This window comes from Pseudoalteromonas sp. P1-26, assembly GCF_001401795.1.
In the GTDB taxonomy this organism is placed as follows: Bacteria; Pseudomonadota; Gammaproteobacteria; order Enterobacterales; family Alteromonadaceae; genus Pseudoalteromonas.
Genome location: NZ_LKDX01000017.1, coordinates 17,441 through 43,098, shown reverse-complemented (window position 1 = coordinate 43,098; position 25,658 = coordinate 17,441). Strand labels below are relative to the sequence as shown.

Here is a 25,658-nt window from a genome sequence, read left to right as displayed (position 1 = left end):
CCCCTATTCCCTCAGTGTCCTTAAAACTGATACTATATTCTGATATTAATTTGGTTTGCAAAGGAACTGAGTAAGTGCGCTCTAACACTCAACTACTGGTTATTATTCTGACCAGCTTATTACTAACAGCATGCGGTGGCGATAAAACAACAAAAGAAGTCGCAACAGCTCCTGATCAGTCTGGTTTGATTATTTCTGTCGAAAATGGCTTATCGGCTGAATTTGCACAGGGCGATGTCACACTTAATGCAATAAGTAACACAGTCACAACAGACACCACATTTACTTACACTGAGACGAGCGCTTCAAGCACGGATATAGAGCAAGGTATTGTCTCGAGTATTCATACCTTTCGCCCTAATAACCTGATATTTGCTGAGCCATTAAGTTTAGCGATCAAATTACCAGATGAACAAACCAACCTTGCTTTTAGCATAGTGCAGTTAGTCGATGAGCAATGGCAAACTCTCAGTACAGAACAAAGCAATGATGGATTTGCAGTCAGTGCTATTACAGAATTTGGTAGCTTTGCTTTAATGTCTCGCACCGTTCCTGCAGCCAGTAAAACCATTGGCGAGCAATGTAATGACACTGCCAGTAACCAAACAGTACGCTTTATTCATGTTGCTGACTTACACGCGCGCTTTGGCTTTAAAGAGCAGTTATTCAGCCGTATTCGAAGTTACTACGACAAAGCTAAACTTGAAAACCCTAACACCTTATTCACCAATGGCGGTGACGATTATGAAAAGGGCACCGTAGCAGAACAAACATCACAAGGTTTAGCCACAGTCGAAGCAATAAAAGCCATGGCCTTTGACGTACGTGTGATTGGTAACCACGACTATGCATGGGGACCTGAGCAACTGTTGGACTTTGCCGATGACGATAATGCCATCGTGCTTTCAAGTAACACCGAATATGATGGTAGCGATGATACGCCGTTTGCCGGTGTTGATTTTTCGGTTGTCCAAGTAGGTTGCCTACGTATCGGCTTTTTTGGCATGACTTCAGTGCCTTGGAATGAACTCGATGAACCAGTTGAAGACGAGCCAATTCCTGATTTTATCGCTAATTTCAAAATGAATTGGCAGTGGCAAGAAGTGGCTGAGCAGCTTGTTAACCAATACCGTCAAGATGTTGATTATATGGTCATGGTCAGTCACTTAGGTGAAGGCACTGACACCCGCATCGCACAAAATGTTACGGGAATTGATTTAGTGCTTGGTGGGCATACCCATGGCGGTGAAAGTTATCAAACCTTAGATAACGGCAGTATTGTTATTCAGCCAAACTTTTTTGCACAAGGTCTAACGGATCTTACCTTAACCTTTAACCTTGAAGACAAATCTCTTGCAGATGTTGATTACAATACCGTCGCAACCACCAGCATTACAAGCCGAGATGAAAGCACTAAGGCCGCTATCGATGAAATCATGGGTCGCTATGCCCCAGATGCAAACACCGAAATTGCCGTTTCAGAAAACTACCCCACTGCAGAAGAACTCACCACGATTACAGCCAAAGCAACTATGCAGCAGTTCCCTGCTATTGATGCAGCGTTACTAGATGCAAGCCAAGTACAAGATCGTTGGCTACCGGGTACATTAACCCAAGAAGATTTTCATGCCGCGTTTAAGGTTGAACGCCAACCATCGAATACCCCGGGCTTTAATTCAATTTATCAAGTTGAGGTGACTGGCAGCCAGTTGAAAAGCATGCTCGAAAGCCAGCCAGAATGGGTCTCTTTACTGCCAGATAACATTGATGATGCAAGCACTTACCTCGTTGCTCTATTTAAAGGCCCAGCGCTAAATAGCGAGTTGTTCTTCCCAGCTCTGCCAAACTTAGAAGCACAATTGGTCGCTGAAAGTTGGTGGCTACTTGATAACTACGCGCGAGCACGCACCAGCCAATGTTTATATATCGATACCGATAACATGCTTAATGCGTGTAAAGCAGATGATGCGGTCACAGTATGGAATTTTAACAACCCTGAGCAAGGCTTTAGCAGTGACTTTGGCCCTGCAACACTCAGCTTTTATGACCCTGAAGACAAAAATTGGGGGCCAGAAGATAGCCAATTTGCCACCACCAGTGAGCTTGAAATAGCTGATTTAGCAAACGGTGCTTCAGGCGTGCTCGCCTTTGCTCGCCATAGCCCAACGCAAGGCTTAACCTTAACGGCTAATAGTGCTGCAAACGGTGATTACCAAACTGAAGGGCTTATCGCTGATTACACCTTAGTGATGGATATTATGTGGCCAGAACAAAGCACCAATGAGTGGCGCTCATTACTACAAAGCGATATCACTAACAGTGATGACGCAGACCTTTACGTTAGCCGAGATAACGCCATCGGTATTGCCACCAGTGACAGTGGTTACTTTGGCGAGCTTACAGCAAACAGCTGGCACCGTATTGCTTTTGTGTTTTATGCTGCTCCAAACAACGGGGCACTAAAAATTTATCTTGATGGCGAGCTGATTGGTATTAAAGATGAAGGTGAAATCAATGAGCGCTGGGCAATCAACGGTGCGGCCTTACTTTTAACCGATAATGACTACGAAACTAAGCCGGGTTACTTAAACGCCTTGTTATTTGCTGGTCGTGCGATGACTGATGCCGAGATTGCCAATATGGGTGCTGCACAGCAGCAACTTAATTTTACGCAATCAACCCGTACCTTAAACCAAGTGGTTGAGCGCCATTATCAAGCTGCGCCACAAATTATGAATAACCCTTGGTTACAACAACGCAGCAAGTTTTTTAACAAAGCGCGCCAAACTGTAAACTAAGCTATACAATCAACTTAATAAAAAAGGCCATTTCAGGCCTTTTTTATTGCCTGATAAATACTTAAATTTACCTTCAAATACATATAGATAACCACAAAATAGAATAGTAAATATTAGTCAACCTAGTGGCTTACTCATTGCCTTTGAAACTGCAATTGCTGAAATTAAAATCATTGTCCCATTTAATTTACAAAAGGGGCTTTGGCTAAATAGTGCGTGGATCTTCCCCTTATCGAGATTCTGGTTAATCATCCGCTCATTACAGAACAATAATTCTTTTTTAGCGCAGTGCTTATAATTGCGGGAGTAATGACAATGAGCGAAGTAAATAATCCATTAGGCCTAATGGGCATTGAATTCACTGAATACGCAACACCAGATGCAGATTACATGGACAAAGTGTTTACTGATTTTGGCTTCTCAAAGCTAAAAAAATTCAAAGGTAAAGACATTGTTTACTACAACCAACATGACATTCATTTCTTACTAAACAATGAACGTGAAGGTTTCTCTGCTGAATTTGCTAAAAGCCACGGCCCGGCAATCTGTTCTATGGGTTGGCGTGTAGAGAATGCACAAAAAGCATTCGAAGTTGCTGTTGAGCGCGGTGCAAAACCTGCAACAGACTCAACTCACAAAAACTTACCATACCCTGCTATTTACGGTATCGGCGACAGCTTAATTTATTTCATCGAGCAATTTGGCGACAAAGGTTCTATCTATGAGTCAGATTTTGAAGATTTAAGCGAGCAAAACATTGTTGAAGACAAAGGCTTCATCCGTATCGACCATTTAACCAATAACGTTTATAAAGGCACGATGGAAACATGGGCTAACTTCTATAAAGACGTATTTGGTTTTACTGAAGTTCGTTACTTCGACATTAAAGGTCAAAAAACAGCGTTATTATCTTACGCACTTAAATCTCCGTGCGGTACTTTCTCGATTCCAATCAACGAAGGTAAAGATAACAACAATAACCAAATCGATGAGTACTTAAATGAGTACAATGGTCCGGGTGTACAACATTTAGCATTCCTTACGAATGACCTAGTAAGTTCACTTGATAAGCTTGACCAATCAACGATTGCGACGCTTGATATCATCCCTGAGTACTACGACACTATTTTTGACCGTGTGCCTTGGGTTAAAGAAGATAAAGAGAAGATCCGTAAGCATCAGATCCTAGTAGATAGCCAAAGCGAAAATTGTTACCTACTACAAATCTTCTCGAAGAACCTATTCGGTCCTATCTTTATCGAGATGATCCAACGTGTAGATGACGGCGGTTTCGGTGAAGGTAACTTCCAAGCGCTGTTCGAATCAATCGAACGTGATCAAGAGCGTCGTGGTGTAATCTAAATCATCATAATGAATAAAAAGCAGCGTTATTCACACGCTGCTTTTTGTCGTTTTAAATTCTGTTTTAAACTAACTGTTTAAATTGCGTTGATTGCCTCCATATAGATAACTAATAAATCAGCGCGAACCAAATAAGGAAAGAGTATGAGCCTAATTAACGAAACCCACGATATTAATCTAAAAAGCTGGGTTGCATCTGCTAACAAAGCGAACTGTGACTTCCCAATTCAAAACCTTCCTTTTGCAGAAGTACGTCGTAAAAATTCAGACGAAGCGTTCCGTGGCGCTGTAGCAATTGGTGATCAAGTTATCGACTTAGCAAAAGTAAATGAACTTGGTTTATTCTCTGGTGATGCACAGGTTGCCGTTAAAGCCGCAAGCCAAGCTACACTCAATGAATTTATGGGTCTTGGTCAGCAGTATTGGTCTGCACTTCGTCTAGCATTATCAAAAGCACTCCGTGAAGGTGCGAGTGAGCAAGCGCAATTAAGCGAAGCGCTTATCGCTCAAGCAGACATCGAATTTGCGCTACCGTGCCGTATTGGTGATTACACTGACTTTTATACCTCTATTTACCACGCAACAGCGGTAGGTAGTCTATTCCGCCCTGATAACCCACTTCTACCTAACTACAAATGGGTACCTATTGGTTATCACGGCCGCTCATCGTCAATTGATGTTTCTGGTCAAACGTTCCACCGCCCTAACGGTCAAACTAAAGCGCCAGATGCAGAAGTCCCTTCATTCGGCCCTTGTAAACGCCTAGACTACGAACTTGAGTTAGGCATTTACCTTGGTAAAGGTAATGAATTAGGCGATGCAATTGCCATTGAAAATGCTGAAAATCACGTATTTGGTTTCTGTGTATTTAATGACTGGTCTGCACGTGATTTACAAGCATGGGAATACCAGCCGCTTGGTCCATTCCTTGCGAAGAACTTCGCTTCGACTGTATCTCCTTGGATTGTTACCACAGAAGCACTGGCACCATTTAGAACAAATTGGACACGTGACGAAAACGATCCACAACCAATGGACTATTTAGAGTCAGCTCATAACCGTGAGTTTGGTGCATTCGATATCAAAATGGATGTGCAAATTGAAACTGAAAAGATGCGTGCGGCTGGCGAAGCACCAACACAAGTATCTAAATCAAGCTTCAAACACTCTTACTGGACAGTCGCGCAAATGGTGACTCACCACACAGTAAATGGCTGTAACTTCCAACCAGGCGACATGTTAGGTTCAGGTACGCAATCAGGTCCTGAGCACGAAGAAGCTGGTTCATTATTAGAACTATCACGCGGTGGTAAAGAAAAGATCACCCTAGCTAATGGCGAACAACGTGCTTTCTTAGAAGATGGCGACAACGTAATCATGCGTGGTTGGTGTGAAAAAGACGGTTTTGCACGTATTGGTTTTGGTTCAGTCGAAGGTACAGTACTACCTGCCAAATAAAAATAACTAGCTATTTTTATTTCCAGAACAACGATTAAGGGCATTTTTTGCCCTTTTTTTTGCATTTTTTTCAGTTGAGTTACAATTTTTTGCTGGCTTTTTTAAATCAGATTGCTATCTTAGCTCGGTTATTAGTCAAATTTTGTACGCCATGTTAGTTAAACTTAAGTCTTTTTATCGCACGTTTTTTCCAGTTCGTCAGCTGTTGATCCGTCAAAATGGCGAGGTAAAACACTTAGTATTAGCCCCTTGGGTGCAATTAACGACTTTACTAGTCATTTTAACTGCTATTGTTTGGTTAAGCATTTCGACACTACAAATCATTTCTCAAGCTGACAAGATCACCAGCATTGAACAAACCCAGCTTACGAAACAACAAGAATGGCAAAAACAGCATTATCAGCAACAAGCTGTCTATGAAAAACAGCTCGAGCAATTAGCCGTACTTGAACAAAAGCAAGCGCTATTGCAAAGCATGATCGAGTCATTACCAGAATCAATGAACAAACCGGCACTGCCAACCGACGCAGAGCCATTGCTTTTACCTGTTCAGGAGCACGCTGAAGAGTTTCACGCACCTTTAGAAGATGAACAGCAACCAAAACAAGTTAAACGCTTAGAGAGCATTTCTGAGCGCCTAGCTCGCCTTGATGCAGCTTATAACAACAGCTTTGTTGCATTAGATGAGCAAATTAAACTTCGCCACCAAGAAATTGTTGCTATGTTAGAGGGCGCAGGCCTTGATAGTAGCCTTGCGAATGGTTCGGTATTAGAAGGTACAGATACAGCACAAGGTGGTCCATTAGACTTATTCGACGAATCAAAAATCCCTCTTGAGTTTTTAGCAATTGCCGACAAATTGCTGGCATTAAATAACCTCGAAAACTTACTGAGCGAATTACCACAAACACTTCCTGCTGCCGATTACTACATTTCAAGTAGTTATGGTCTACGAAAAGATCCAATGAATGGCCGCCGCGCTTTTCACAAAGGCGTTGATTTAGCAGGTTGGCATAAAACCGAAATTTTTGCTCCCGCTGACGGCACCGTTTTACGTGCTGGTCGTAATGGCGGTTATGGCAACTTTATCGAACTACAACACAAAAATGGCTTCGTTACTCGCTTCGGTCACCTTAATAAAATTAAGGTTAAAAAAGGCCAAACAGTGACTAAAGACGATGTCATCGGCTTAATGGGTAGTACTGGCCGTAGTACCAGCACTCACCTACATTACGAAGTTTTAGTGAATGGCAAACATGTCAACCCGGTTAAAATAACAAAGGCGCTTTCTCGTGTTCGGTAAAAAAAAACAATCAGCAGCTAGCTCGTCTGGCTCATCTTTAAAAAGAACCAACCACACCCCTTCTATTATTTCTGAAGACGTTCGTTTAACTGGCGGCCTCAGCAGCCAAGGTGAAGTTCAGCTTGACGGTCGCATCGAAGGCGATTTACGTGTTAAACATTTAGTGATTGGTCACACTGGCATGATTGAAGGTGTTATTGAAGCTGACAGTGTTATCGTCAAAGGTAAAATTATTGGTTCGCTTATTGCCAATAAAGTGACTATTGAAAGCACTGCAGAAGTTCATGGCGATGTATTTCATGACACCCTGAGCATCGAAGCCGGCGCAATCATTGAAGGCAGCTTAAAACATCGTAATGAAGAAGATAATGTGGCGCCTATTAAGCCTGAAGAACAAAACAGTTCTTCAATACTGGCTGATGATGACAACGACCTGTCGTTTGTAAACAAACAAGCCGCTGATAAGTCTTAACGTTTTTTAGCGGTTACATACATTGTAATATCCGCGGTGAAAACGAGTTCATCGCGGCTATTATAAACCTTCACTGGTACTAGCAAGTCTTGCTTTTCTAACCACTCACTCGGCACGTCTATCTGGGCAACAGCACGCATATCTGTGTCAATTTTCGCTAAATAATTCACTGTCATGCCTTTTGGGATCCAGCGATGTGTTTTTGCCGGCACAGTTGCATCAACCATCAAGCCAGCGCATAGCTCAGCAACATTACATTGTGCAATTGCATGGATGGTACCAATGTGATTATGGATTGCTCGGCGATTTTTAACAGTTGCGCTGCAATGCCCAGCAGTTAAATCTGTGATCAATGGCTTTATTGAACCAAAGTAAGGGGCTTTAAAGCACACGGCTTTACTAAACAACCAGTTACCCTTCGGCAGTGACAGGCATTTAGTCCAAATTTTTAATAATGATGATTGTGAGCTCACGACGTTTATCCATTATTTTTATGATGTGAGGTAAAAAGCTAACACATCAGACCAGATAGCGAAATGGAAAATTTTTGTTAGCAGTTTTAATGATTACGTATGTATTACACTTTTAGCCAAGTGAACGCTTTTCTTTTCCTTTAGGGGCACATAAAATACCGTTTTAAAGGAGAGCGAATGCAGTCACGCCAGCACAAAAACCTCAGCTTACTATTTATTCTTGGCCTTCTGGTTATCTTTAGCCCGTTAGCAATTGATATTTACTTACCCGCTTTTCCGACCATTGCAGAACAATTCAGCGCTTCAGAAAAGCAAATTCAGCAAACTGTCGCTATTTTTATGCTTACCGTTGGGCTTGGACAGCTCATTGCAGGGCCATTAGCAGATAAATTTGGTCGTAAGCCTGTGGCAATTACCGGTGTGACAATTTATGGTTTAGCGGCTTTTGGCGCGTATCTGGCACCTGATTTTACAAGCCTGATGATTGCAAGAGCACTGCAAGGTTTGGGGGCCTGTGCCACATTTGTAGTAGCGTTTGCCATTGTAAGAGATAGATTTGGTAGTGAACGTAGCGGCCAAATCATTACTTATCTTAATGGTATCGTCTGCTTTATCCCTGCCCTCGCGCCAATTCTAGGTGCTTGGCTCACAGTACAGTTTGGCTGGCGCATGAACTTTTTATTCATGGCTGTATTTGCACTCATTGGTTTATTCATAACCTTGTTAATGTACAAAGAAACCCGCCCTGCAGATAGTGTATATAGTGGTCATATTCTTGACCTGCGCCGTTTTATGCCAATTATCAGCACGCCATTGTTTTTATTTCATAGCTTAATTTGCTTGGTAACTATGTCGGCTATTTTAGTCTTCGTTACGTTAGCACCTGGCTGGCTTATTACTAAATTAGGTGGCAGTGTTACCGACTTTACTTTCTGGTTTACCTGTAATGCGGTCTTGAGCATTGTTGCAAGCTTTATTATGCCACTTTACATCAAACGCCAACCAAAACGCGCGTTAAAAGCAGGACTCTTGTTGCTTGTAATCGCAGGTGCCTTAATGTTGGCCTTTAGCCAACAACGTACTGCGCTTGCCTTGATGTTTCCGATGTTTATTGCTGCGTTTGGTTTTGCACTGACACTTGGCTCATCTGCAGGCCGTGCACTAAGTTTATTTCCTAAGCAAGCAGGCACAGCATCAGCACTTATTGGCTTAATGCAAATGAGTGGCGCAAGCTTATTAGTGTTTATAACGCAATTGTTAAATTTGACTACACCAGTATTAATTGGCGTGCATTTTTTAATGCTCATCCCTTTCACCTACTTATTGTTCAAATATAAGCACTTGTCATAAAAAAGTTTTATCATACTTTTAGTCATAACGGGTAAATGAGAATCGTTATATTCTATTTATCCGTTTAGACATCTTGTTATTTCCTACCGTTATAAAAAGCATCTTTCTAGAATAATTTGTTCCAGTTTTGTGGATTATTTTACTTGTACCTATAGCACCATTAATCTATTGTTTACTCACGTTAACATTTGGTTAACTCAAAAACATGTTTGGGATACGAATTATGAAAAAGAATAAATTAGCATTAGCACTGATCATCAGTGGACTATGTGCAGCAGGAACTGCAAACGCAGCAAATGACCGTTACATCATCCAAGTAGACAACAATAAAAAAGGCGTAGTTAAAGCACTCGCTAAAAAGCTTGGTGGTGATATTAAAGTTGATGGTAATGGCTTTATTGCAGCGCAATTTACAGGTCATGACCTTGCAAGCGTAAAAGGCTTACTAAACAACCCTCACATCAAACTAATTGAAGAAGACCAAAAGCGTGTACCAATGGCGCTTTATAACGATGACGCTGGTAATGCAATGCAGCAGCAATTAACGCCATACGCAGTTTACCAATCACAAGCTGATCAAGTTACCTTCGATGCAAATGCTGGCATGAAAGTCTGTGTGATTGACTCAGGTTTAGATGCTACAAACCCTGATTTCGTATGGGGTAACATTACAGGTGATAATGACAGTGGCACAGGCAACTGGTACGACAATGGTGGCCCACATGGTACCCACGTAGCAGGTACTATTGGCGCAGCAGACAACAATGTTGGTGTGGTTGGTATGGCGCCCGGTGTGGCAATGCACATCATAAAAGTATTCAACGCTGAAGGCTGGGGTTACTCTTCAGACTTAGCACACGCAGCAGATTTATGTTCTCAGGCAGGTGCAAATATCATCAGCATGAGCCTTGGTGGCGGTGGTTCAAATAGCACCGAGTCTAACGCATTTGCTAATTTCACAAGCGCTGGCGGTTTAGTTGTTGCTGCAGCGGGTAACGATGGTAACAACGTACGTTCATACCCTGCAGGCTATCCATCAGTAATGATGGTTGGTGCAAATGATGCGGACAACCAAATTGCAGATTTCTCGCAATTCCCTAGCTGTACATCTGGTCGCGGTAAACGCGCTACTACAGATGAAACTATCTGTGTTGAAGTAACAGCAGGTGGTGTTGATACTCTTTCTACTTACCCTGCTGGTATGGCAACGTCAGCTAGCTTAGCAGCTGATGGCGCAGGCTTTGCTACTTCATCAATGGAAAACGCGGGTAATGCATCAGGCACGGCGTATTACATGGGTACTGCTGAAAGCGTAGATGCTGGCGCAGCGGGGAAAATTTGTATGATTGACCGCGGCAATATCTCGTTCTATGACAAGGTAAATAACTGCGAAAACTCAGGCGGTATCGGGGCTGTTATCATCAATAACGAAGCTGGCATGTTATACGCTACATTAGGCGATACTAACGATACAACAATTCCAGCTGTCGGTGCGGCACTTGAAGACCGTTCAGCTCTTCTTTCAAGCACAACTATTGATATCGCGATTGGTACTAGTGATTATGGTTTCATGAGCGGTACATCAATGGCAACGCCTGCTGTTTCAGGTATCGCAGCGCTAGTATGGTCAAATCACCCTGAGTGTACGGGTACAGAAATCCGTGATGCACTAAAAGCAACGGCAGAAGATCAAGGTGCTTCCGGTCACGATGTTTACTTCGGTCACGGTATTGTTAAAGCAGCTGACGCAGATGCATACCTAACAGCCAATGGCTGTGCAGGTGGTGGCGATAATGGCGGTGGCACAACACCAGGTGGTGATGATATTAGTCTTTCTACTTCAGGTTATAAGTCAAAAGGCACTAAATACATTGATTTAAGCTGGAGTGGCGCTGCTACAAGCACTGTAGATGTTTACCGTAATGGTAGCAAAGTAGGCTCAGTGGCAAACACTAACAGCTATACTGACACTATCACAACAAAAGGTGGTGGCACTTACACTTACCAAGTATGTGAAGCACAAAGCACAACTGTTTGTTCAAACAACAGCACTGTGACGTTCTAATACTTTCCCCAACCCAATTCAGCGGGCATTGATTGTCCGCTTTTTCTTTTTCTAGAAGCTTGTTAAAATCAACTACCTAGCTTTTTATCTTTGTGCCGATGATCAATCCAGAATTTCTACTGTCGTTTTTAGGCGCCAGCTTTTTAATTGCCGTGGCCCCCGGCCCTTCTAATGCATTTTTAATGGCACAAACCTTTGCCAATGGCCGTAAAGCCGGGATGCAAAGTGCCTTTGGTTTTGCCTTAGGTGGTGTGGTGCATACTTTTTTTGCGGTGGTAGGTTTAACGGCAATTTTAAAAGCGTCGACTGTTGCCTATACCACAGTTCAGTATTTAGGTGCGGCGTACCTATGCTATTTGGGCATAATGACGCTAAAAGACACCTTTACACAGCCTGAGTCAGAGTGCGAAGAAAAACCCCATGTAAGTACCAGTAAAAAGCAAAATGTGATGTTTCAAGCAATGATGACCGAGGTACTTAATCCAAAAGTCGCTCTATTCTTTATTGCGTTTATTCCGCAGTTCGTCGATCCGAGCTTATCTTCAACGACCTTTCAGCTCGCTTTTTTTGGTTTACTTTACCCGCTTTTTGCTTTTCCAATCGACTGCACGTATATTTATTTCGGCGATAAGATAGCCAGTTATTATCGTGAGCACCCACAAACCCAGATTTGGATTGATCGGATCACGGGGCTGGTGTTTATTGCACTAGCAATTAACCTATTGATATAAGAGCACTTATGGAACAAAAACAACAAGCCTTACCAGCCAAAAAGAATATTGCCCTCGTAGCCCATGATGGTAAAAAAGCAGCCCTACAGGCGTGGTGTGAAAAGCACCAAGACATTTTAAGTAAGCACACGCTATACGGTACGGGCACAACAGGTCATTTAATCGAGCGTACAACAGGGCTTGAAGTAATTAAGCTGCTAAGTGGCCCTATGGGCGGCGATCAACAACTTGGTGCTAAAATTGCTGAACATGAAGTGCACATGCTGGTGTTTTTCTGGGATCCACTTGCATCGCAGCCACACGACCCAGATGTAAAAGCATTACTGCGTTTAGCTGCGGTTTGGAATATTCCTGTTGCCTGTAATGAAGTCAGTGCCGATATGCTATTAAGCTCACCTATGATGGAAACTGAGCTGTGCCGCACGTTGCCAGATTACGAAAAATACCTCGCAACGCGCCAAGTGACTCTTTAGTTCTATAAGTCGATATATCAAAGTGGGGGCTATTAGCTATAAAGCTTGTGCGCCCACTTAGTTAAACCTGCAGTAACACTACCAAAGTGATCCCCGTTCAGCATATTTATATCGCCTAAATGGGATTTTAACGCGGCCTTGATCAGCGGTGATTGCGCGCTACCGCCCGTTAAGTAAATGACATCAGGCGTTGTGCCAGCTTCTTGAATCGCTTGTTTAGCTAAGCTCACTATCTGGCTTATTGAGTCATCAACAGCTAAAGCTAGATCTTTTAGCGTTAAGCACTGCGTTAAGTCTGAATCTAAGAAGCGCAAATCTGTAGTAAATTCATTCGCTGACGAGAGCGCAATTTTTGCCGCTTCACCTTGCTGCACTAATTGGTGACCTTGCTTATTTTGCTGCAATTGAATTAAGCGTTTAAAAAGCGCAGGCTCTTTAACTTCACGAAGTTGAGTCAGTAACTCGCGATGATGGGCATCGCTATAAAACTGGCTTTGCAGATTTACATCATTGATTTTACAGGCTTGCCAAAACGGTTGATTCGGCAGTGGAAGACCCGATTTAAACTCAGTGCCTAAACCTAGTAATGGCATTAAACCATGAAAGCTCAGCGCAATATCTAAATCATTTCCACCTACACGCTTACCACTGTGAGCTAAAAAGTCATTGTCACGGCATTGCTTATCACGAAAGCTCGGCCCCATTTGTACAAATGAGCAATCGCTAGTACCCCCGCCAATATCGACAACCAACACTTTTTGGTCTTGCTGCAATGAGGTTTCATAATCAATGCCCGCCGCTAATGGTTCATATAAAAACGACACCTCTTTAAAGCCTGCGCGTTTTGCTGCTCGCTCTAATATACCGAGCGCTTGTTGATTAGACTCTTCACCACCGACTGATTGAAAGTTTACCGGTCGTCCAATTACCGTTTCTGTTAATGTGTCTTGCAATGATTGCTCGGCGCGTTGTTTAATTTTTAAAATCATCGCCGTGGCAATGTCTTCAAAGAAGTTTATTTGCCCTTGCTTTAAGCCTACTGCACCAAAGAATGACTTAGGCGATTTTACAAAGTAACCTTCTTCAGGAAATTGCACATACTCACTAATTGCTTCTCGACCTATAAATAAGGTCTCATCACCAGTTTGAATATCGAGGTCAGATTTAATACGAGGAATGGTATTTAAAAGCGCTTGTCGCTCAGTTTTAAAGTCGTGCTCAAATGGGCTACCCGTAAGGTGTTTTGTCACAAAATCGACAACTAATGCACTGTGATGAGTATAAAGTGTTGAGGGTAAATATTGCTTGCCCTGCTCAAGCGGCACTAAAGAGACTTGTTGCTCGTTATTCATTACACCGATTGCACAATTTGAGCTACCGTAATCAAAGCCTGCAAACATTCTAACACCTATACATCAATAAAAAGGCCGCGAAATTTACCATAGTCGCAGCCGTTTTTGAATGACGCTATGGCGTTTCATGTAAAAAGCTTGCAAAACGTGGTAGGCCATTCTTAGTAAAGCCATGATATTTGTAGGTAATAGTACTACCTATCGCTGGGGGCGATGATCTTTGTTGATCGGTAAACCCCGAGCCAATTTTAAACTCGGTACCATCACTGCTGCGCACCTTGAGTGCACCAAGCATATTTTTATACTTACCCTTTCCTGCGATATAACCGATTACAACCGCTTCAGCGTCAAAATAAGGCTTTAACTTTAGCAATGCATCACTTCGCCCTGCACTATGCTTTGCAGCTGCTAGATGCAGCATGACGCCCTCAGCTCCTTGTGCGATTAGTTCATCCATAAACAAACTAAGTTGCTTGTTATCATTAAAGTGCATTTGCGCAACGGCTTTAATATGCTCACTTTGCAGCTGGTTTACTAACCTTGTGTAGTTTTCATAACGTTGACTAAATGGCGTTGTCGCATCCGGCATATCAAATATCATGTAATTGACGGTTTGCCATTCTGATTCTACAGGTGTGACTTTTCGAACGATCCCGCTCACATTGGCAAAATCTTGGTGCTTAGTCCAAAGCTCTCCATCAAGCCAAACACCTGGCAGTGGATCTGTGAACCACTTGGGGGCATAAATTGGGTTACCATTTCGGGTTACTAATTGACTCCCTGTCCAAATAGCCCGAACGCCATCATATTTTTCACTAACTAAATAGTCAGATACATTTACCTTTTCGGCTTGATAGACGTTTGCTAAAAGCACTGAAGGAGCTTGTTGCGCTTCGGCTGAAAAGCCTATAAATAACGTGATTGCGCACAAAAGCGCACGAGTGAATTTAACCATTATTGCTTCCTTGCAAATTTGTGAGTATTAACGGGCTCTGGCTTTGACTACTTAACAAAAGCAGCTTAGCAACAGTCAGCTAATTATAGTTTAGTTTGTAGGCATTTGAAAAATTCGTTCAAATCAGCAAACACACCCGCGGCTTTACTAAAATCATGCTCTAACGTGAAATGATTTGGCACCGCATACACAGCAACACCTGCGTTGCTCGCAGCGGTAACACCGGTAAAGGTATCTTCGACAGCTACAGCCTCATTAGCCTTTATATCTAGTTTATCTAGGGCTAGTTGGTAAGGGTCACCAGCAGGCTTAGGATTATTAACATCATCTTTGGTAACCACACAGTCAAACCAATCGAAAATGCCATAGCCTTTTAAAATAGGATAGGCTTCATCTTTTGCACTACCTGTTACTAATGCCATTTTTAAACCACTGGCTTTGACTTGCTCAAGCACCGCTTTTGCATGTGGCATAAAGGCAGGTAAATTAGTACTAACAAAACGGCCAAATGCAGCGTACTTATCATCCGTTAACTGTTCTGGGCTGATAGTAAGCCCATAATTTGTCACAACCTCTTTAGCGGCTTCAAGTGTTGGTCTTCCTGAGAAGCGCTGACAAAACGTAGCTTCATCATACTGCACGCCAAAAGGAGCTAACAAGTCATTCCAAATATTAAAATGCACACTTTCAGAGTCAACCAAGGTGCCATCCATATCAAACAATACTGCTTTTAAAGTCATCCTCATTCCTTCAAAGTAAAAAGGTGCCATAGGCACCTTTAAATATGATTATTCAGTTAAGCCCGCAGGTGGCTCAGCAAAAGCTTCTTCGCCTGTTTCTACATCAACCAGCTCGTAGCCACGTTGCTTTCTTACCACTTTTAAAACCGGCTTAGAAAACGCTGTTTTTAAACGATCTGCATCTGCTTCAAGTTCTTCGACTGTATTACCAAATGGTGCTGCACCGGTTTCTGACCAGTTAGTCACTTTACCATTTAAGTTATATTCAACTTCATGAATTTGATATTGTGCCGCTTCATCTTTTGTTGCTTCACAAAAAATTACACGGTAGTTCCAAAATCCAGCCATAGTTATTCTCTTTCTCTTCAATTAATCCTGCCACTTTAGCAGTTACCAACGCGATTATAAACGAAAAAACCCGCTATACAGCGGGTTTTAATAGGACTTATTATTTCAGCTTAGAAGAAGCTTACTTTGAACTCAGCACCGATGTAACGCTCTTCGTTCACCATTGCTGTGTTGTTATTAAAGTCGATAGCACCGATTGATTGCTGCTCGTCGAACATGTTACGAACGAATGCTGATACTTCATATTCGTTGTCGCCTTCAGCCCAAGCATAACCTGAACGTAAACCTACTTCAGTTAATGGCTTGCCTTCAAACTCAACTGACTCGTATAAGAAGTAGTTGATTTCGCTGCGGTAAGACACGTCAGCGTAAGTGAAGAATTCACCGTCAGCTACTTCGCGGCTATAGCGTAATGTAAGGTTAGAGATCCACTCAGGTGCGTGCGGTAAGCTGTTACCATCAAGGATAGCTTGACCTGCGCTGTTTAATGAGTTTGTTACAGTACACTGCGCACACACGTCAACGGCTAGGTCTTTATCATCAAGCTCAGTGTTGTTGTAGCTTAAGTTAAATGTAGCGTTTAGGTTGTCAGTTAATACCCACTCAGTGTCTAACTCAAAACCGTAACCAGTTGTCTTATCGGCATTAACTAAACGGTTGAAGTTTGCACCACCACCTACAGCTGTTAATTGTTGGTCATCCATTGTGTAGTAGAACACAGTTGCGTTTACACGACCTTGGCCGTCAAGTACGTCTGATTTGATACCTGTTTCGAAAGACGTCACAGTTTCAGACTCAGCAACAGTTACTTCATCACCGAATAAGATACGACCTTGGATACTTGGTGCACGGAAGCTGTTAGCAACACGCGCGTACCAGTTTACGTCGTCGTTGATCTTGTAGTTAGCAGATAAATCCCAGCTAACGTGGTCGTCACTTGGATTTTCTGTTAGGAATAACGCACCGCCACCTGCTGGGCTTAAAGTACGGTTTGCAGAGAACTCTTTTTCGTCATCTGAGTAACGAAGGCCTGCAGTGATTTTTAAGTCATCAGTGATTGTGTAATCTAATGAACCGAATACCGCCCATGCTTTGGTATCTTGCTGCTGGATAACATAGCCGTTTAACTCACCTGGTGTTGAACCATAAGTGTCGTAGCTGAAGTTTTCGATTGTTAGCGCTTCATCAAAGTAGAAAACACCTACTTGGAAGTTTACGTCGCCAGCATAGTTGCTAGATAAACGAAGTTCTTGCGTGTATTGGTCTTGATCTGGAATACCGTCAGCACTTTCAGAATAGAACGGGATAAAACCTGGGCCCATATCTGGTAAGTAGCTTGCACCGTAACCACCGTCGATGTCAGCGCGAGAATAGATTTCAGCGCTTTCCCATGCAGAGATTGACGTAAGAGTTAAATCATTGATATCCCACTCAAGCTTTAAGCTTGCGCCTTGAGACTCAACTTGTTGTGTCGCACGAGAAGCAGCATCGTGGTAAACCACATCATGTTCGTAGTTATCAGCTAAATCGTTTGTGCCTGCTTTAATAGCGTTACCACGGAATGCGATTGGCGTACCGTCCATATCACGAACGTGGTAGTTGAAAAGACCTGTGAAATCGTCACCTTCATATAAGAACTGAACACGTGCCGCTTTTTCAGTGTAACCACCTAAAACGTCATCTTGTTCAAAACCAGGTGCACGGTTATCGATGTAATCGTCTTTTTCTTGCCAAAGTACAGAAACACGCGTTGATAAACGGTCTGTTAGGCCACCGCCAACAGCACCTTCAAAATCAACTGCGCCACGGCTACCGTAAGAAACTGAGCCATAGCCTTCAAATTCTTGTGATGGCTTAACTGTATCAAATTTAACAAGGCCAGCCGGTGTGTTACGACCGAATAAAGTACCTTGTGGGCCACGTAGAACTTCTACACGTGCTACGTCAAATACAGGGAAACCTTTTAAGATTGCGTTCTCTTGAACAACTTCGTCTACAACTAACGAAACTGGTTGAGAAGCATTTAGGTCAAAGTCAGTGTTACCTAGACCACGAACATAAAAGCGTGGGAAAGAACGACCAAACGAAGATTCGATTGATAAGCTTGGGATCTTCGCATTCATAAAACGAATATCCATACCAGCTGAGCTGTAAGCGTCTAAGCTGTCACCTTGTAATGCAGATACAGCTACAGGTACTTCCTGAGCGTTTTCTACACGTTTACGAGCGGTGATTTGAATAACTTCTAGTTGGTTGTTTTTTTCTGCTGTCGCTTCGTCGGCAGCAAGAGTTGAAAATGAAGTACCTGCTACGGCAGAGAACAACGTTGCATTGATAAGTGTTGCTAACGTAGATCTTTTCATTGCTTTCATGTCGGGTTTTAACCTTTTTTATGCACTCTTATTCAACGGTGATGATGTTGCGTCAATTCATTTGACGGGCTCGGCCAATTTTTCGCGCCTTGTAATAAGCTGCGCGGACCTCTAGTTCGAGAGTGCAAAACGAAGTAAAGAGGCTGAACGAACGCTGACGATTATAACACTTTATGACACTTTTACTGCATTAAAAATTAGAAATATACAATTTTTTTACAACAATTAGCGGCAACATCGCCACATTTAGAAGATTTTATGCAATTATTTTTCACTAAAGCGGACATATGTCCTGTGCATCTAATTGCAACAATGTGTAGACATTATGTACAAATGAGAGCCGCTTTCATTTACCCCTTTTTTAGCAACTAATCAGTCACACGTGCGAATTCTGGGTTAGCTAATTCACATTCATGCTCATTTAATAAGCCTAAGATTGCTAAGTTTAACTCTTCGATTACTTCCATATAAAAAGCAAAGTCGACGGTCTCTACGTAGCTTAGTACATCCACTTGTAAAGCCCAAGGCGTGAAGCCTTTAAAGCGAACACGGCAAGGCTCAAAGGCAATGTGCTTATGTTGCTCTAAAAGCTCTCTTAGGGCTTGCATAAACGACATTAGGTTTTGTTGCTTAGTATTGGCACTGAGCATCAATTTAGGTCGATAAGAAATACGCTCCCGTTCCGAAACATTCTCAAGCTGCATATCAACAAACTTTGCATTCGCTACATAGATAACTGAACGATCAAGCGTTCGAATTCGCGTCGCTCTTAGCCCTATCTCTTCTACCGTGCCTAACTGGCTGCCAAACTTACATAAGCTACCTATTTTTACTGGTGCAGAAATATATAAGGTGATTGCTGCAATGATATTCTCAACAGTTTTTTGCGCTGCAAGGGCAATTGCAAGGCCACCAATACCTAAACCTGCCAGTAAGGTAGTGGCATTAAAGCCTAAGTTTTCAAACCACATGAATAGCAACGAAATGACAATCAGGGTTTTAGCTACATTACTTATAGGGCGTAATAAGAAAATCGCTTGTGGTTTATCTTGTCTAATAAAGCGCTGGCTTAATCTGTGTTTGGCAAGATCAACTGCCCGTAGGCAAATCCAGCCCCAAGCGATCAATAATACGGTCGCGCCATGGAATAGCGCCATCACAGCAATAGTTACATTAGATTGGTCGTTCAATGAACGCGCCATAAATACTGCAAGTAACAGGCTAACTGGCCCATTAATAAAACCAATAACATCTTTTTCTACAGGGACTTTTAAGTGTGCGAGAACAAACGTAATTAGGCGGGTTATGATAATCGCGACCGCTAAAAACAGAACAAATGTGAAGGCAAAATAAATCCACTGCCAAAGCATCACCCCTAAAAACTCTATGTCTGGCAGGTTATTGTAAAGCCACTCACCGACTCGGTTATAGCCATACTCTTTGGTGAGTAAAGGAATTTGACTTACGGTGGCATTCGATATTTTCCAGATCCGATTACCTGTTTTATCATCCGGTACACTTTGCAATAAAATTTGCACCTTACCTTGTGAAGTGCTGATTTCTCCAACCAAATCACGATAACTAGGCACGCTTTCTTTTTGTTTTCCTTTAGGCTTATTGCTCAAGTTATCAACATCGACCCATAAGGTACGATCAAGTACCACAGATAAACTTTCAGCAAGCTGGATTTTTCCTAATGCCTCAACGTCTTTGGGTAAGTTACGATAATCAAGATAATGGCTTGCACGTTCAAAATCGCGGTCCCGGGCCGCTTTTAAGTACCCCTGCATGGAGCTGCGTGGCGTAATTCGGTCAAACGCATCATAGGGTAAGTCATCTTCAAGAGGCTCCTGCACTTTTTCCGTTGTAGCAGGTGTATTTGTTTCAGATTCTTGTTTGGCCGGTTTTTGTTCGGCTTGCTCTTCCTTGTTGTCTTTATCAATTAAAGATTTAACGGTCACTTCTGGTGTGGTTGTTGCCCATAATGGCGCATTAAACAACAGTAAAAAACACACTAATAACTTACTAAATTGTAATGAAAACTTGGTATTACAACGGCTCACACTCTATTCCTTGTTCGATAAACATTAAATCGCTGAAATAATCAGCTAATTAAATTAGAGCATGGTTTGTGTAACTGTACAAAAAATAATTAAAAATCTTTGCAAGCAAGCACTGAAATGTTAGTTATATAGAGACTTAAGCAAAGGATACTATTATGCAAATCTCAAGTTCACTGATCCCCCATTGGTCATCATTAATGATCCACGGTGCCATTGCCATCGTTTTTGGCTTATGTGGTTGGTTTGCCCCAGAAGCCTCATTAGCGATTCTGATGTTTATTTTCGCCGCTTACTTTTTTGTCGATGGTGCCATTAGAACTTGGTTAGCTATTGCTTCAAAAAATGAAAACCCACTTTGGTGGATGCTATTAGTGGGTGGTTTAATTTCAATTGCTGCTGCACTTGTAACCCTGTTTGCTCCCAACGTAACAGCTATCTTAATGCTGTACTTTATTGCCGCATGGGCCATTGCTATCGGAGTGATTGAAATATTGATTGCGAGTAAGCTACGCAAAGAGATCAGTAATGAATGGCTGTTAATTGGTAGCGGTATTATTTCGATTATCTTTGGTGGTTATCTGATATTTAACCCTGGCGCGGGCATAATCACCCTACTTTGGCTAGTTGCAACCTATGCCATCGTATTTGGCATAATGATGGTGTTGCTTGCTATGAAGCTAAAAAAACTCAATGAACGAGCATAAAAAAAGCGGCTAAGCCGCTTTTTTTATTTTTGGTTATTACGCCTTGTTAAAGCTATCTCACCATCGATATGAATATCGCGCTGCGGGAATGCGATGGTAATGTTATTTTCAGCAAATACTTTATAAATGCTAAAACGCAGCTCACTGCGCACTTGGCGAAGCGGGGCTTCTGATTCAGCACACACCCAGAAAATAGCGCTAAAAGTTAAAGAGCTATCAGCAAAGTCATCAAATAACACAGATGATGCAGGTGTTTTTAAAATGGCTGGGTGATCATCAAGAATTTGCTTCATCAGCTTCTCTACAAGCACCACGTCTGAACCATAAGCAACGCCAACATTCACAAATGAACGGGCATTACGGTCAATTAAGGTCCAGTTAGTTACTGTGTTTTCTAATAACTGGCTATTTGGTACCAGCATATGCACACCATCGTTACGGCGGATACGGGTTGAGCGAGTATTAATTGTCTCAACGACTCCTTTAGCTGTGCCCACTTCTAAAAAATCACCAATACGAATTGGTCGCTCCCACATTAAAATCCAACCACTAATGAAGTTATTGATAATGTTTTGTGCACCAAAACCAACACCAATCGCAATGGCACCAGAAACAAATGCAAACGCCGTTAGAGGAATATTGAGTACCTCTAGCGAGGTAAACACAAGCACTGCGATGGTCACAACAAGGTAAATACGGGTAAATAAGTGAACCGCGTCAGGGCCTAGGTTTTTTGCCAGTAATGCTTTTTTAATTAATCGACCAATCCAGGTAACCACAAACCACATTAAAAACAGCGCCAAAGGCACTTGAATTACTTTTAGTACAGTAATTTGCACATCATTGTAGGTGAACAATACAAACGATAATGCAGATTGCAGATCAACAAGGGTCATAAATTAACATTCCTAGTAAAAATCAGTTTGGTTCAGTTGTGACTAAGTTTAGCACGGCATAATAGGTGAAAACTTGGTAAATACTAAGTTCTTTATGCGCAATATGCGCTAATTATTAACTATTTTAGACTACAGCTGCTATATACATAGAGAGCTTGAGGTTTCACAGGCTTTGAATAGCACGAGGAGAACACAATGTCACAAATGACACTCACACAAAAACTTGCCACTTTACAACCCTTGGTTGATCTAAACTTATTTGAATCAAGTTTGGAGTACCGTAACCGCATCTTAAACTTACTTGCTGAGCAAGAACACTCACTGAATTTAATTAACAAAGAGTTTGGCAACGCTATGCCAGAGAGCTTTGGCTCAGAGAAAAAGTTTGTGTTGGGTTACAACTAATCTATGGTGACTTATTACCATCAAGATTTAAACTGGCAGCTAGTGCCACTTTTTACTTAAGTGAGCCATTAATAAACAATTGATGGCTTTTTACACACATTTATCCTCTCAATCACATTATTTGCGTTCAAATTCCCCAATCAAACGACAAACTTGATTGTTTCTAGCCAAAAATTTGGTAAGTTAGAAAAAATTTATCCACATTTTTGGAGCTCTCATGCGTAAGACCTTAGTAGCAACTACGATTGCTAGTGTGCTTTTATTATCTGCTTGTAGTTCACAACAAGCCGACACTCAAACTCAAGTTGAAACTGCCGCTGAAACACAAACAGCTAATGTTGAAAACGTTCTTTTCAAGCCAAGCCCTTTACAATACATGGCCCCTGAGTTTGATAAAATTTCGACCAAAGACTACGAGCCAGCGTTTGAAGCAGGCATCGCACAGCAAAAAGCTGAAATTGCAAAGATTGCAAACAACCCAGAACCAGCAACATTTGAAAATACCCTTGTTGCAATGGAGTTCTCTGGTGAGCTATTAGACCGCACATCTGCGGCATTTTTTAACTTATCAGGTTTAATCTCTGACAGTGAGTACCAACGTATCGCCGCGAAAATGGCGCCGATTATGTCAGCTCACACTGATGACATTTACCTAAACAAAGCTTTATTTGCTCGCGTACAAAGCATTTACGACAACAAAGCATCTTTAAATGCTGAAGATCAACGCCTTGTTGATTACTACTACAAAAAGTTCGTTAACGCGGGTGCAAAACTAACTGAAGCTGAAAAAGCAAAAATGCGTGAAATCAACGCAGAGCTTGCCAAGCTTTCAACTGAGTTTTCACAAAACATCTTAAAATCATTTAAAGAAGATGTGATTTTAGTTAAAGATAAAAGTGAATTAGCGGGTTTATCTGAAGGTGAAATTGCAAGCCTTGCAGCTGCTGCTAAAAAAGCAGGTAAAGAAGGTTACATGATCACATTGGTGAACACGACTCGCCAACCTATCTTACAAAGCCTTGAAAACCGCAAGCTTCGTGAAAAGATTTGGACAACTTCTTCAACGCGTGCACAAGCAACAAACAGCCCTATCATCATCAAAGAAACTAAACTACGTGCAGAAAAAGCGGCATTACTTGGTTATAAAGATTGGGCTTCGTATGTAATGACTAATCGTATGGCGCAAACAACTGAAAATGTTTACGGCATCCTTGATGACTTAGCACCGAAAGCGGTTGCTAAAGCAGAAGCTGAAGCAGAGCAAATCCAACAAGTAATTAAAAAGTCAGGTGAAACGTTTGCGCTTCAACCTTGGGACTGGGCGTTTTACGCTGAGAAAGTTCGCCAAGAGAAGTACGACTTAGACCCTGCTTTAGTTAAGCCTTACTTTGAAATGCAGTCAGTGATCCACGACGGTTTATTCTTTGCGATGAATAAACTTTACGGCATTACCTTTAAAGAGCGTAAAGACTTACCGGTTTATCACGAAGACGTCATGGTGTTTGAAGTATTTAACGAAGACGGTAGCGCTATCGGTCTATTCTACATGGACCCTTACGCACGTGAAGGTAAACGTGGTGGTGCATGGATGAGTGCTTATGTTAGCCAAAGCGGCCTTAAAGACACTATGCCTGTGATCTACAACGCACAGAACATTCCTAAGCCAGCTGAAGGTCAACCTACACTTATGACTTTCTCTGAAGTAACGACTATGTTCCATGAGTTTGGTCACGCTGCACACGGTTTATTCTCTGATGTTAAATACCCAAGCTTAGCGGGTACAGCAACTGCTCGTGACTTCGTTGAATTCCCTTCACAAGCACATGAAGACTGGAATATTGAACCAACAGTACTTGCAAACTATGCCAAGCACTACAAAACAGGTGAACCAATTCCACAAGCGCTTTTAAATAAAGTACTTGAGTCACAAAAATTCAACCAAGGCTTTGATACAACTGAGTATTTAGCTGCGGCACTGCTTGATATGGAATGGCACTCATTTGGTGTTGATGCTGACATTACAGACGTTCAAAAGTTTGAACATGATGCATTAGACAAGCACGGTATTGCTTACTACCCAGTACCACCACGCTATAAGTCTTGCTACTTCAGCCACACCTTTGCCGGTGGTTACTCAGCGGGTTATTACGCTTACCTTTGGACTGAAGTATTCGCAGCAGATGCGTTTGCACACATGACCGAAGAAGGTGGTTTAACACGTGAAAACGGTGATAATTTCCGTAAAGAGATTTTATCTAAAGGTAATAGCCGCGACTTAATGCAAAGCTACATTGAGTTTCGTGGTCAAAAACCAACAACAGACGCACTATTAAAGCGTCGTGGTTTAGTTGAATAATCTAAAATTATTCGCAAAATGATGAAAGCCCGCAATTAATGCGGGCTTTTTGTTATAGTGCAATTTTTAAAATTACAAATTAATCAAACATGACCTACTTATTTGCTGTAACCCTACTTTGGGCCTTTTCGTTTAGTCTTATTGGTGTTTATTTAGCAGGCCAAGTAGATGCATGGTTTAGTGTCTTAATGCGCATCGGCTTGGCAACTTGCGTGTTTTTGCCCTTTTTGCACTGGCGTAAAACCCCTAAAGCCTTAGCCCTAAAGCTCATGGCAATAGGCGCAGTACAACTTGGTGTGATGTACAGCTTCTATTACCATTCGTTTTTGTACCTCAGTGTGCCCGAGGTACTGCTATTCACGGTAATGACGCCACTTTACATCACTTTGTTAAACGATTTGCTTGAAAAACGTTTTAATGCAAAGTTTTTATTCGCCGCAATGCTAGCTATTTTAGGCGCCGTTGCTATTCGCTATGAAGGCGTCGATGAAAACTATCTTATTGGTATGTTAATGGTTCAGGCTGCCAATATTTGCTTTGCTACCGGTCAAGTAACTTACAAACGTTTAATGCAAGATGAGCAACTCCCTCACTCTCGGGTGTTTGCTTGGTTCTTTATTGGCGCTTTAATTGTCGCACTGATTTGTTACGGCTTATTTGGTGATACCAGTAAGCTACCCACCACAACGACACAATGGGGCGTGTTAATTTACTTAGGCACGATTGCTTCAGGGCTTGGTTATTTCGCGTGGAATAAGGGCGCGACTATTGTCAATGTAGGTGCCTTGGCCGTAATGAATAACCTACTGATCCCAGCTGGGATCATCGTTAACATTGTGATTTGGAATCGTGATGCCGATATCATCAAGCTTGCTATCGGCGCAGCGATTATCTTATTAGCACTTATTATAAATCAGAAACTTAATAAAACTGCCACGGAGTCATGATAGGCTAAACTCTATTCGATTAGAGGGATGCTGTT

The 25,658-nt window shown here is 42.0% G+C and carries 21 protein-coding genes; 13 read left to right on the top strand and 8 right to left on the bottom strand.

All coding sequences use genetic code 11. From position 1 onward, the window contains the following. Positions 1–74 precede the first annotated feature (74 nt). The 5 genes from AN394_RS10360 (at position 75) to AN394_RS10340 (ending at position 7,393) form a co-directional block, all read left to right on the top strand. Positions 75–2,798, top strand: a complete 2,724-nt coding sequence (locus tag AN394_RS10360) for a metallophosphoesterase (protein WP_055021459.1) — start codon at positions 75–77, stop codon at positions 2,796–2,798. A gap of 315 nt (positions 2,799–3,113) precedes the next feature. Next, the gene (hppD, locus tag AN394_RS10355; protein ID WP_055021474.1) at positions 3,114–4,160 is read left to right on the top strand and encodes a 4-hydroxyphenylpyruvate dioxygenase; all 1,047 of its coding nucleotides are present in this window, start codon (positions 3,114–3,116) and stop codon (positions 4,158–4,160) included. Positions 4,161–4,304: 144 nt separating this feature from the next. Next, positions 4,305–5,618, top strand: coding sequence for a fumarylacetoacetase (gene fahA / locus AN394_RS10350; protein ID WP_055021458.1), 1,314 nt, complete (start codon positions 4,305–4,307; stop codon positions 5,616–5,618). A gap of 151 nt (positions 5,619–5,769) precedes the next feature. After that, the gene (locus AN394_RS10345) at positions 5,770–6,921 is read left to right on the top strand and encodes a M23 family metallopeptidase (RefSeq protein WP_055021457.1); all 1,152 of its coding nucleotides are present in this window, start codon (positions 5,770–5,772) and stop codon (positions 6,919–6,921) included. After that, entirely contained in the window at positions 6,911–7,393 is a 483-nt protein-coding gene (locus AN394_RS10340) for a polymer-forming cytoskeletal protein (protein WP_054561944.1), read from the top strand. Before AN394_RS10345 ends, AN394_RS10340 begins: the two co-directional genes overlap by 11 nt. On the opposite strand, the gene AN394_RS10335 is transcribed toward AN394_RS10340, so the two are convergent. Further along, positions 7,390–7,866: a hotdog fold domain-containing protein gene (locus AN394_RS10335; protein WP_054561945.1), complete on the bottom strand. Its 477-nt coding sequence runs from the start codon at positions 7,864–7,866 to the stop codon at positions 7,390–7,392. The genes AN394_RS10340 and AN394_RS10335 overlap by 4 nt on opposite strands. Positions 7,867–8,043: 177 nt before the next feature. Here AN394_RS10335 and AN394_RS10330 point away from each other — a divergent pair, with 177 nt between their 5' ends. The 4 genes from AN394_RS10330 to AN394_RS10315 all read left to right on the top strand — a co-directional run bounded on the left by AN394_RS10330 (position 8,044) and on the right by AN394_RS10315 (position 12,485). Further along, positions 8,044–9,216 (top strand): multidrug effflux MFS transporter, encoded by a 1,173-nt coding sequence (locus tag AN394_RS10330; protein ID WP_054561946.1) that lies wholly within the window; start codon positions 8,044–8,046, stop codon positions 9,214–9,216. Positions 9,217–9,439: 223 nt separating this feature from the next. Further along, a complete protein-coding gene (locus AN394_RS10325) occupies positions 9,440–11,281 on the top strand; it encodes a S8 family serine peptidase (protein ID WP_055021456.1) in 1,842 nt (613 codons plus the stop codon). Between the two features lie 98 nt (positions 11,282–11,379). Then, on the top strand, positions 11,380–12,012 hold the full coding sequence (locus AN394_RS10320; RefSeq protein WP_055021455.1) for a LysE family translocator: 633 nt from the start codon (positions 11,380–11,382) through the stop codon (positions 12,010–12,012). Positions 12,013–12,020: 8 nt separating this feature from the next. After that, positions 12,021–12,485 (top strand): methylglyoxal synthase, encoded by a 465-nt coding sequence (locus AN394_RS10315; protein ID WP_054551787.1) that lies wholly within the window; start codon positions 12,021–12,023, stop codon positions 12,483–12,485. Between the two features lie 32 nt (positions 12,486–12,517). On the opposite strand, the gene yegD is transcribed toward AN394_RS10315, so the two are convergent. The 6 genes from yegD to AN394_RS10285 form a co-directional block, all read right to left on the bottom strand. Beyond that, positions 12,518–13,885, bottom strand: coding sequence for a molecular chaperone (yegD, locus tag AN394_RS10310; RefSeq protein ID WP_055021454.1), 1,368 nt, complete (start codon positions 13,883–13,885; stop codon positions 12,518–12,520). Positions 13,886–13,952: 67 nt separating this feature from the next. Then, complete coding sequence (locus AN394_RS10305; protein WP_054561950.1) at positions 13,953–14,792, bottom strand: DNA ligase; 840 nt, start codon at positions 14,790–14,792, stop codon at positions 13,953–13,955. An 83-nt stretch (positions 14,793–14,875) separates the two neighbouring features. Then, entirely contained in the window at positions 14,876–15,532 is a 657-nt protein-coding gene (locus tag AN394_RS10300) for an HAD family phosphatase (protein WP_054561951.1), read from the bottom strand. Positions 15,533–15,580: 48 nt separating this feature from the next. Next, positions 15,581–15,880, bottom strand: a complete 300-nt coding sequence (locus AN394_RS10295) for a hypothetical protein (protein ID WP_054561952.1) — start codon at positions 15,878–15,880, stop codon at positions 15,581–15,583. 110 nt (positions 15,881–15,990) lie between these two features. Further along, on the bottom strand, positions 15,991–18,252 hold the full coding sequence (locus AN394_RS10290) for a TonB-dependent receptor (protein WP_054561953.1): 2,262 nt from the start codon (positions 18,250–18,252) through the stop codon (positions 15,991–15,993). 368 nt (positions 18,253–18,620) lie between these two features. Beyond that, the gene (locus tag AN394_RS10285) at positions 18,621–20,315 is read right to left on the bottom strand and encodes a mechanosensitive ion channel family protein (protein ID WP_054561954.1); all 1,695 of its coding nucleotides are present in this window, start codon (positions 20,313–20,315) and stop codon (positions 18,621–18,623) included. A gap of 155 nt (positions 20,316–20,470) precedes the next feature. Between AN394_RS10285 and AN394_RS10280 the strand changes: the two genes are divergently transcribed. Then, positions 20,471–21,019, top strand: a complete 549-nt coding sequence (locus AN394_RS10280) for an HdeD family acid-resistance protein (RefSeq protein WP_054561955.1) — start codon at positions 20,471–20,473, stop codon at positions 21,017–21,019. A 23-nt stretch (positions 21,020–21,042) separates the two neighbouring features. Here AN394_RS10280 and AN394_RS10275 read toward each other — a convergent pair whose 3' ends face one another. After that, complete coding sequence (locus AN394_RS10275; protein WP_054561956.1) at positions 21,043–21,915, bottom strand: mechanosensitive ion channel family protein; 873 nt, start codon at positions 21,913–21,915, stop codon at positions 21,043–21,045. Positions 21,916–22,110: 195 nt separating this feature from the next. On the opposite strand from AN394_RS10275, the gene AN394_RS10270 reads away from it, so the two are divergent. From AN394_RS10270 to AN394_RS10260, 3 genes are all read left to right on the top strand, one after another. After that, on the top strand, positions 22,111–22,320 hold the full coding sequence (locus tag AN394_RS10270; protein ID WP_054561957.1) for a hypothetical protein: 210 nt from the start codon (positions 22,111–22,113) through the stop codon (positions 22,318–22,320). A gap of 217 nt (positions 22,321–22,537) precedes the next feature. Further along, on the top strand, positions 22,538–24,676 hold the full coding sequence (locus AN394_RS10265; RefSeq protein WP_054561958.1) for a M3 family metallopeptidase: 2,139 nt from the start codon (positions 22,538–22,540) through the stop codon (positions 24,674–24,676). Between the two features lie 89 nt (positions 24,677–24,765). Then, positions 24,766–25,623 carry a carboxylate/amino acid/amine transporter gene (locus tag AN394_RS10260; protein WP_054561959.1) on the top strand — a complete coding sequence of 286 codons (858 nt, stop codon included), beginning with the start codon at positions 24,766–24,768 and terminating at the stop codon, positions 25,621–25,623. The last annotated feature ends 35 nt before the right edge of the window (positions 25,624–25,658 follow it).

What these genes read in the sequence shown, in the direction of transcription:
- hppD (WP_055021474.1), top strand. Translation starts at nt 3,114, where the DNA reads ATGAGCGAAGTAAATAATCCATTAGGCCTAATGGGCATTGAATTCACT.
- fahA (WP_055021458.1), top strand. Translation starts at nt 4,305, where the DNA reads ATGAGCCTAATTAACGAAACCCACGATATTAATCTAAAAAGCTGGGTT.
- AN394_RS10345 (WP_055021457.1), top strand. Translation starts at nt 5,770, where the DNA reads ATGTTAGTTAAACTTAAGTCTTTTTATCGCACGTTTTTTCCAGTTCGT.
- AN394_RS10330 (WP_054561946.1), top strand. Translation starts at nt 8,044, where the DNA reads ATGCAGTCACGCCAGCACAAAAACCTCAGCTTACTATTTATTCTTGGC.
- AN394_RS10325 (WP_055021456.1), top strand. Translation starts at nt 9,440, where the DNA reads ATGAAAAAGAATAAATTAGCATTAGCACTGATCATCAGTGGACTATGT.
- AN394_RS10320 (WP_055021455.1), top strand. Translation starts at nt 11,380, where the DNA reads ATGATCAATCCAGAATTTCTACTGTCGTTTTTAGGCGCCAGCTTTTTA.
- AN394_RS10315 (WP_054551787.1), top strand. Translation starts at nt 12,021, where the DNA reads ATGGAACAAAAACAACAAGCCTTACCAGCCAAAAAGAATATTGCCCTC.
- yegD (WP_055021454.1), bottom strand. Translation starts at nt 13,885, where the DNA reads ATGTTTGCAGGCTTTGATTACGGTAGCTCAAATTGTGCAATCGGTGTA.
- AN394_RS10305 (WP_054561950.1), bottom strand. Translation starts at nt 14,792, where the DNA reads ATGGTTAAATTCACTCGTGCGCTTTTGTGCGCAATCACGTTATTTATA.
- AN394_RS10300 (WP_054561951.1), bottom strand. Translation starts at nt 15,532, where the DNA reads ATGACTTTAAAAGCAGTATTGTTTGATATGGATGGCACCTTGGTTGAC.
- AN394_RS10295 (WP_054561952.1), bottom strand. Translation starts at nt 15,880, where the DNA reads ATGGCTGGATTTTGGAACTACCGTGTAATTTTTTGTGAAGCAACAAAA.
- AN394_RS10290 (WP_054561953.1), bottom strand. Translation starts at nt 18,252, where the DNA reads ATGAAAGCAATGAAAAGATCTACGTTAGCAACACTTATCAATGCAACG.
- AN394_RS10280 (WP_054561955.1), top strand. Translation starts at nt 20,471, where the DNA reads ATGCAAATCTCAAGTTCACTGATCCCCCATTGGTCATCATTAATGATC.
- AN394_RS10275 (WP_054561956.1), bottom strand. Translation starts at nt 21,915, where the DNA reads ATGACCCTTGTTGATCTGCAATCTGCATTATCGTTTGTATTGTTCACC.
- AN394_RS10270 (WP_054561957.1), top strand. Translation starts at nt 22,111, where the DNA reads ATGTCACAAATGACACTCACACAAAAACTTGCCACTTTACAACCCTTG.
- AN394_RS10265 (WP_054561958.1), top strand. Translation starts at nt 22,538, where the DNA reads ATGCGTAAGACCTTAGTAGCAACTACGATTGCTAGTGTGCTTTTATTA.
- AN394_RS10260 (WP_054561959.1), top strand. Translation starts at nt 24,766, where the DNA reads ATGACCTACTTATTTGCTGTAACCCTACTTTGGGCCTTTTCGTTTAGT.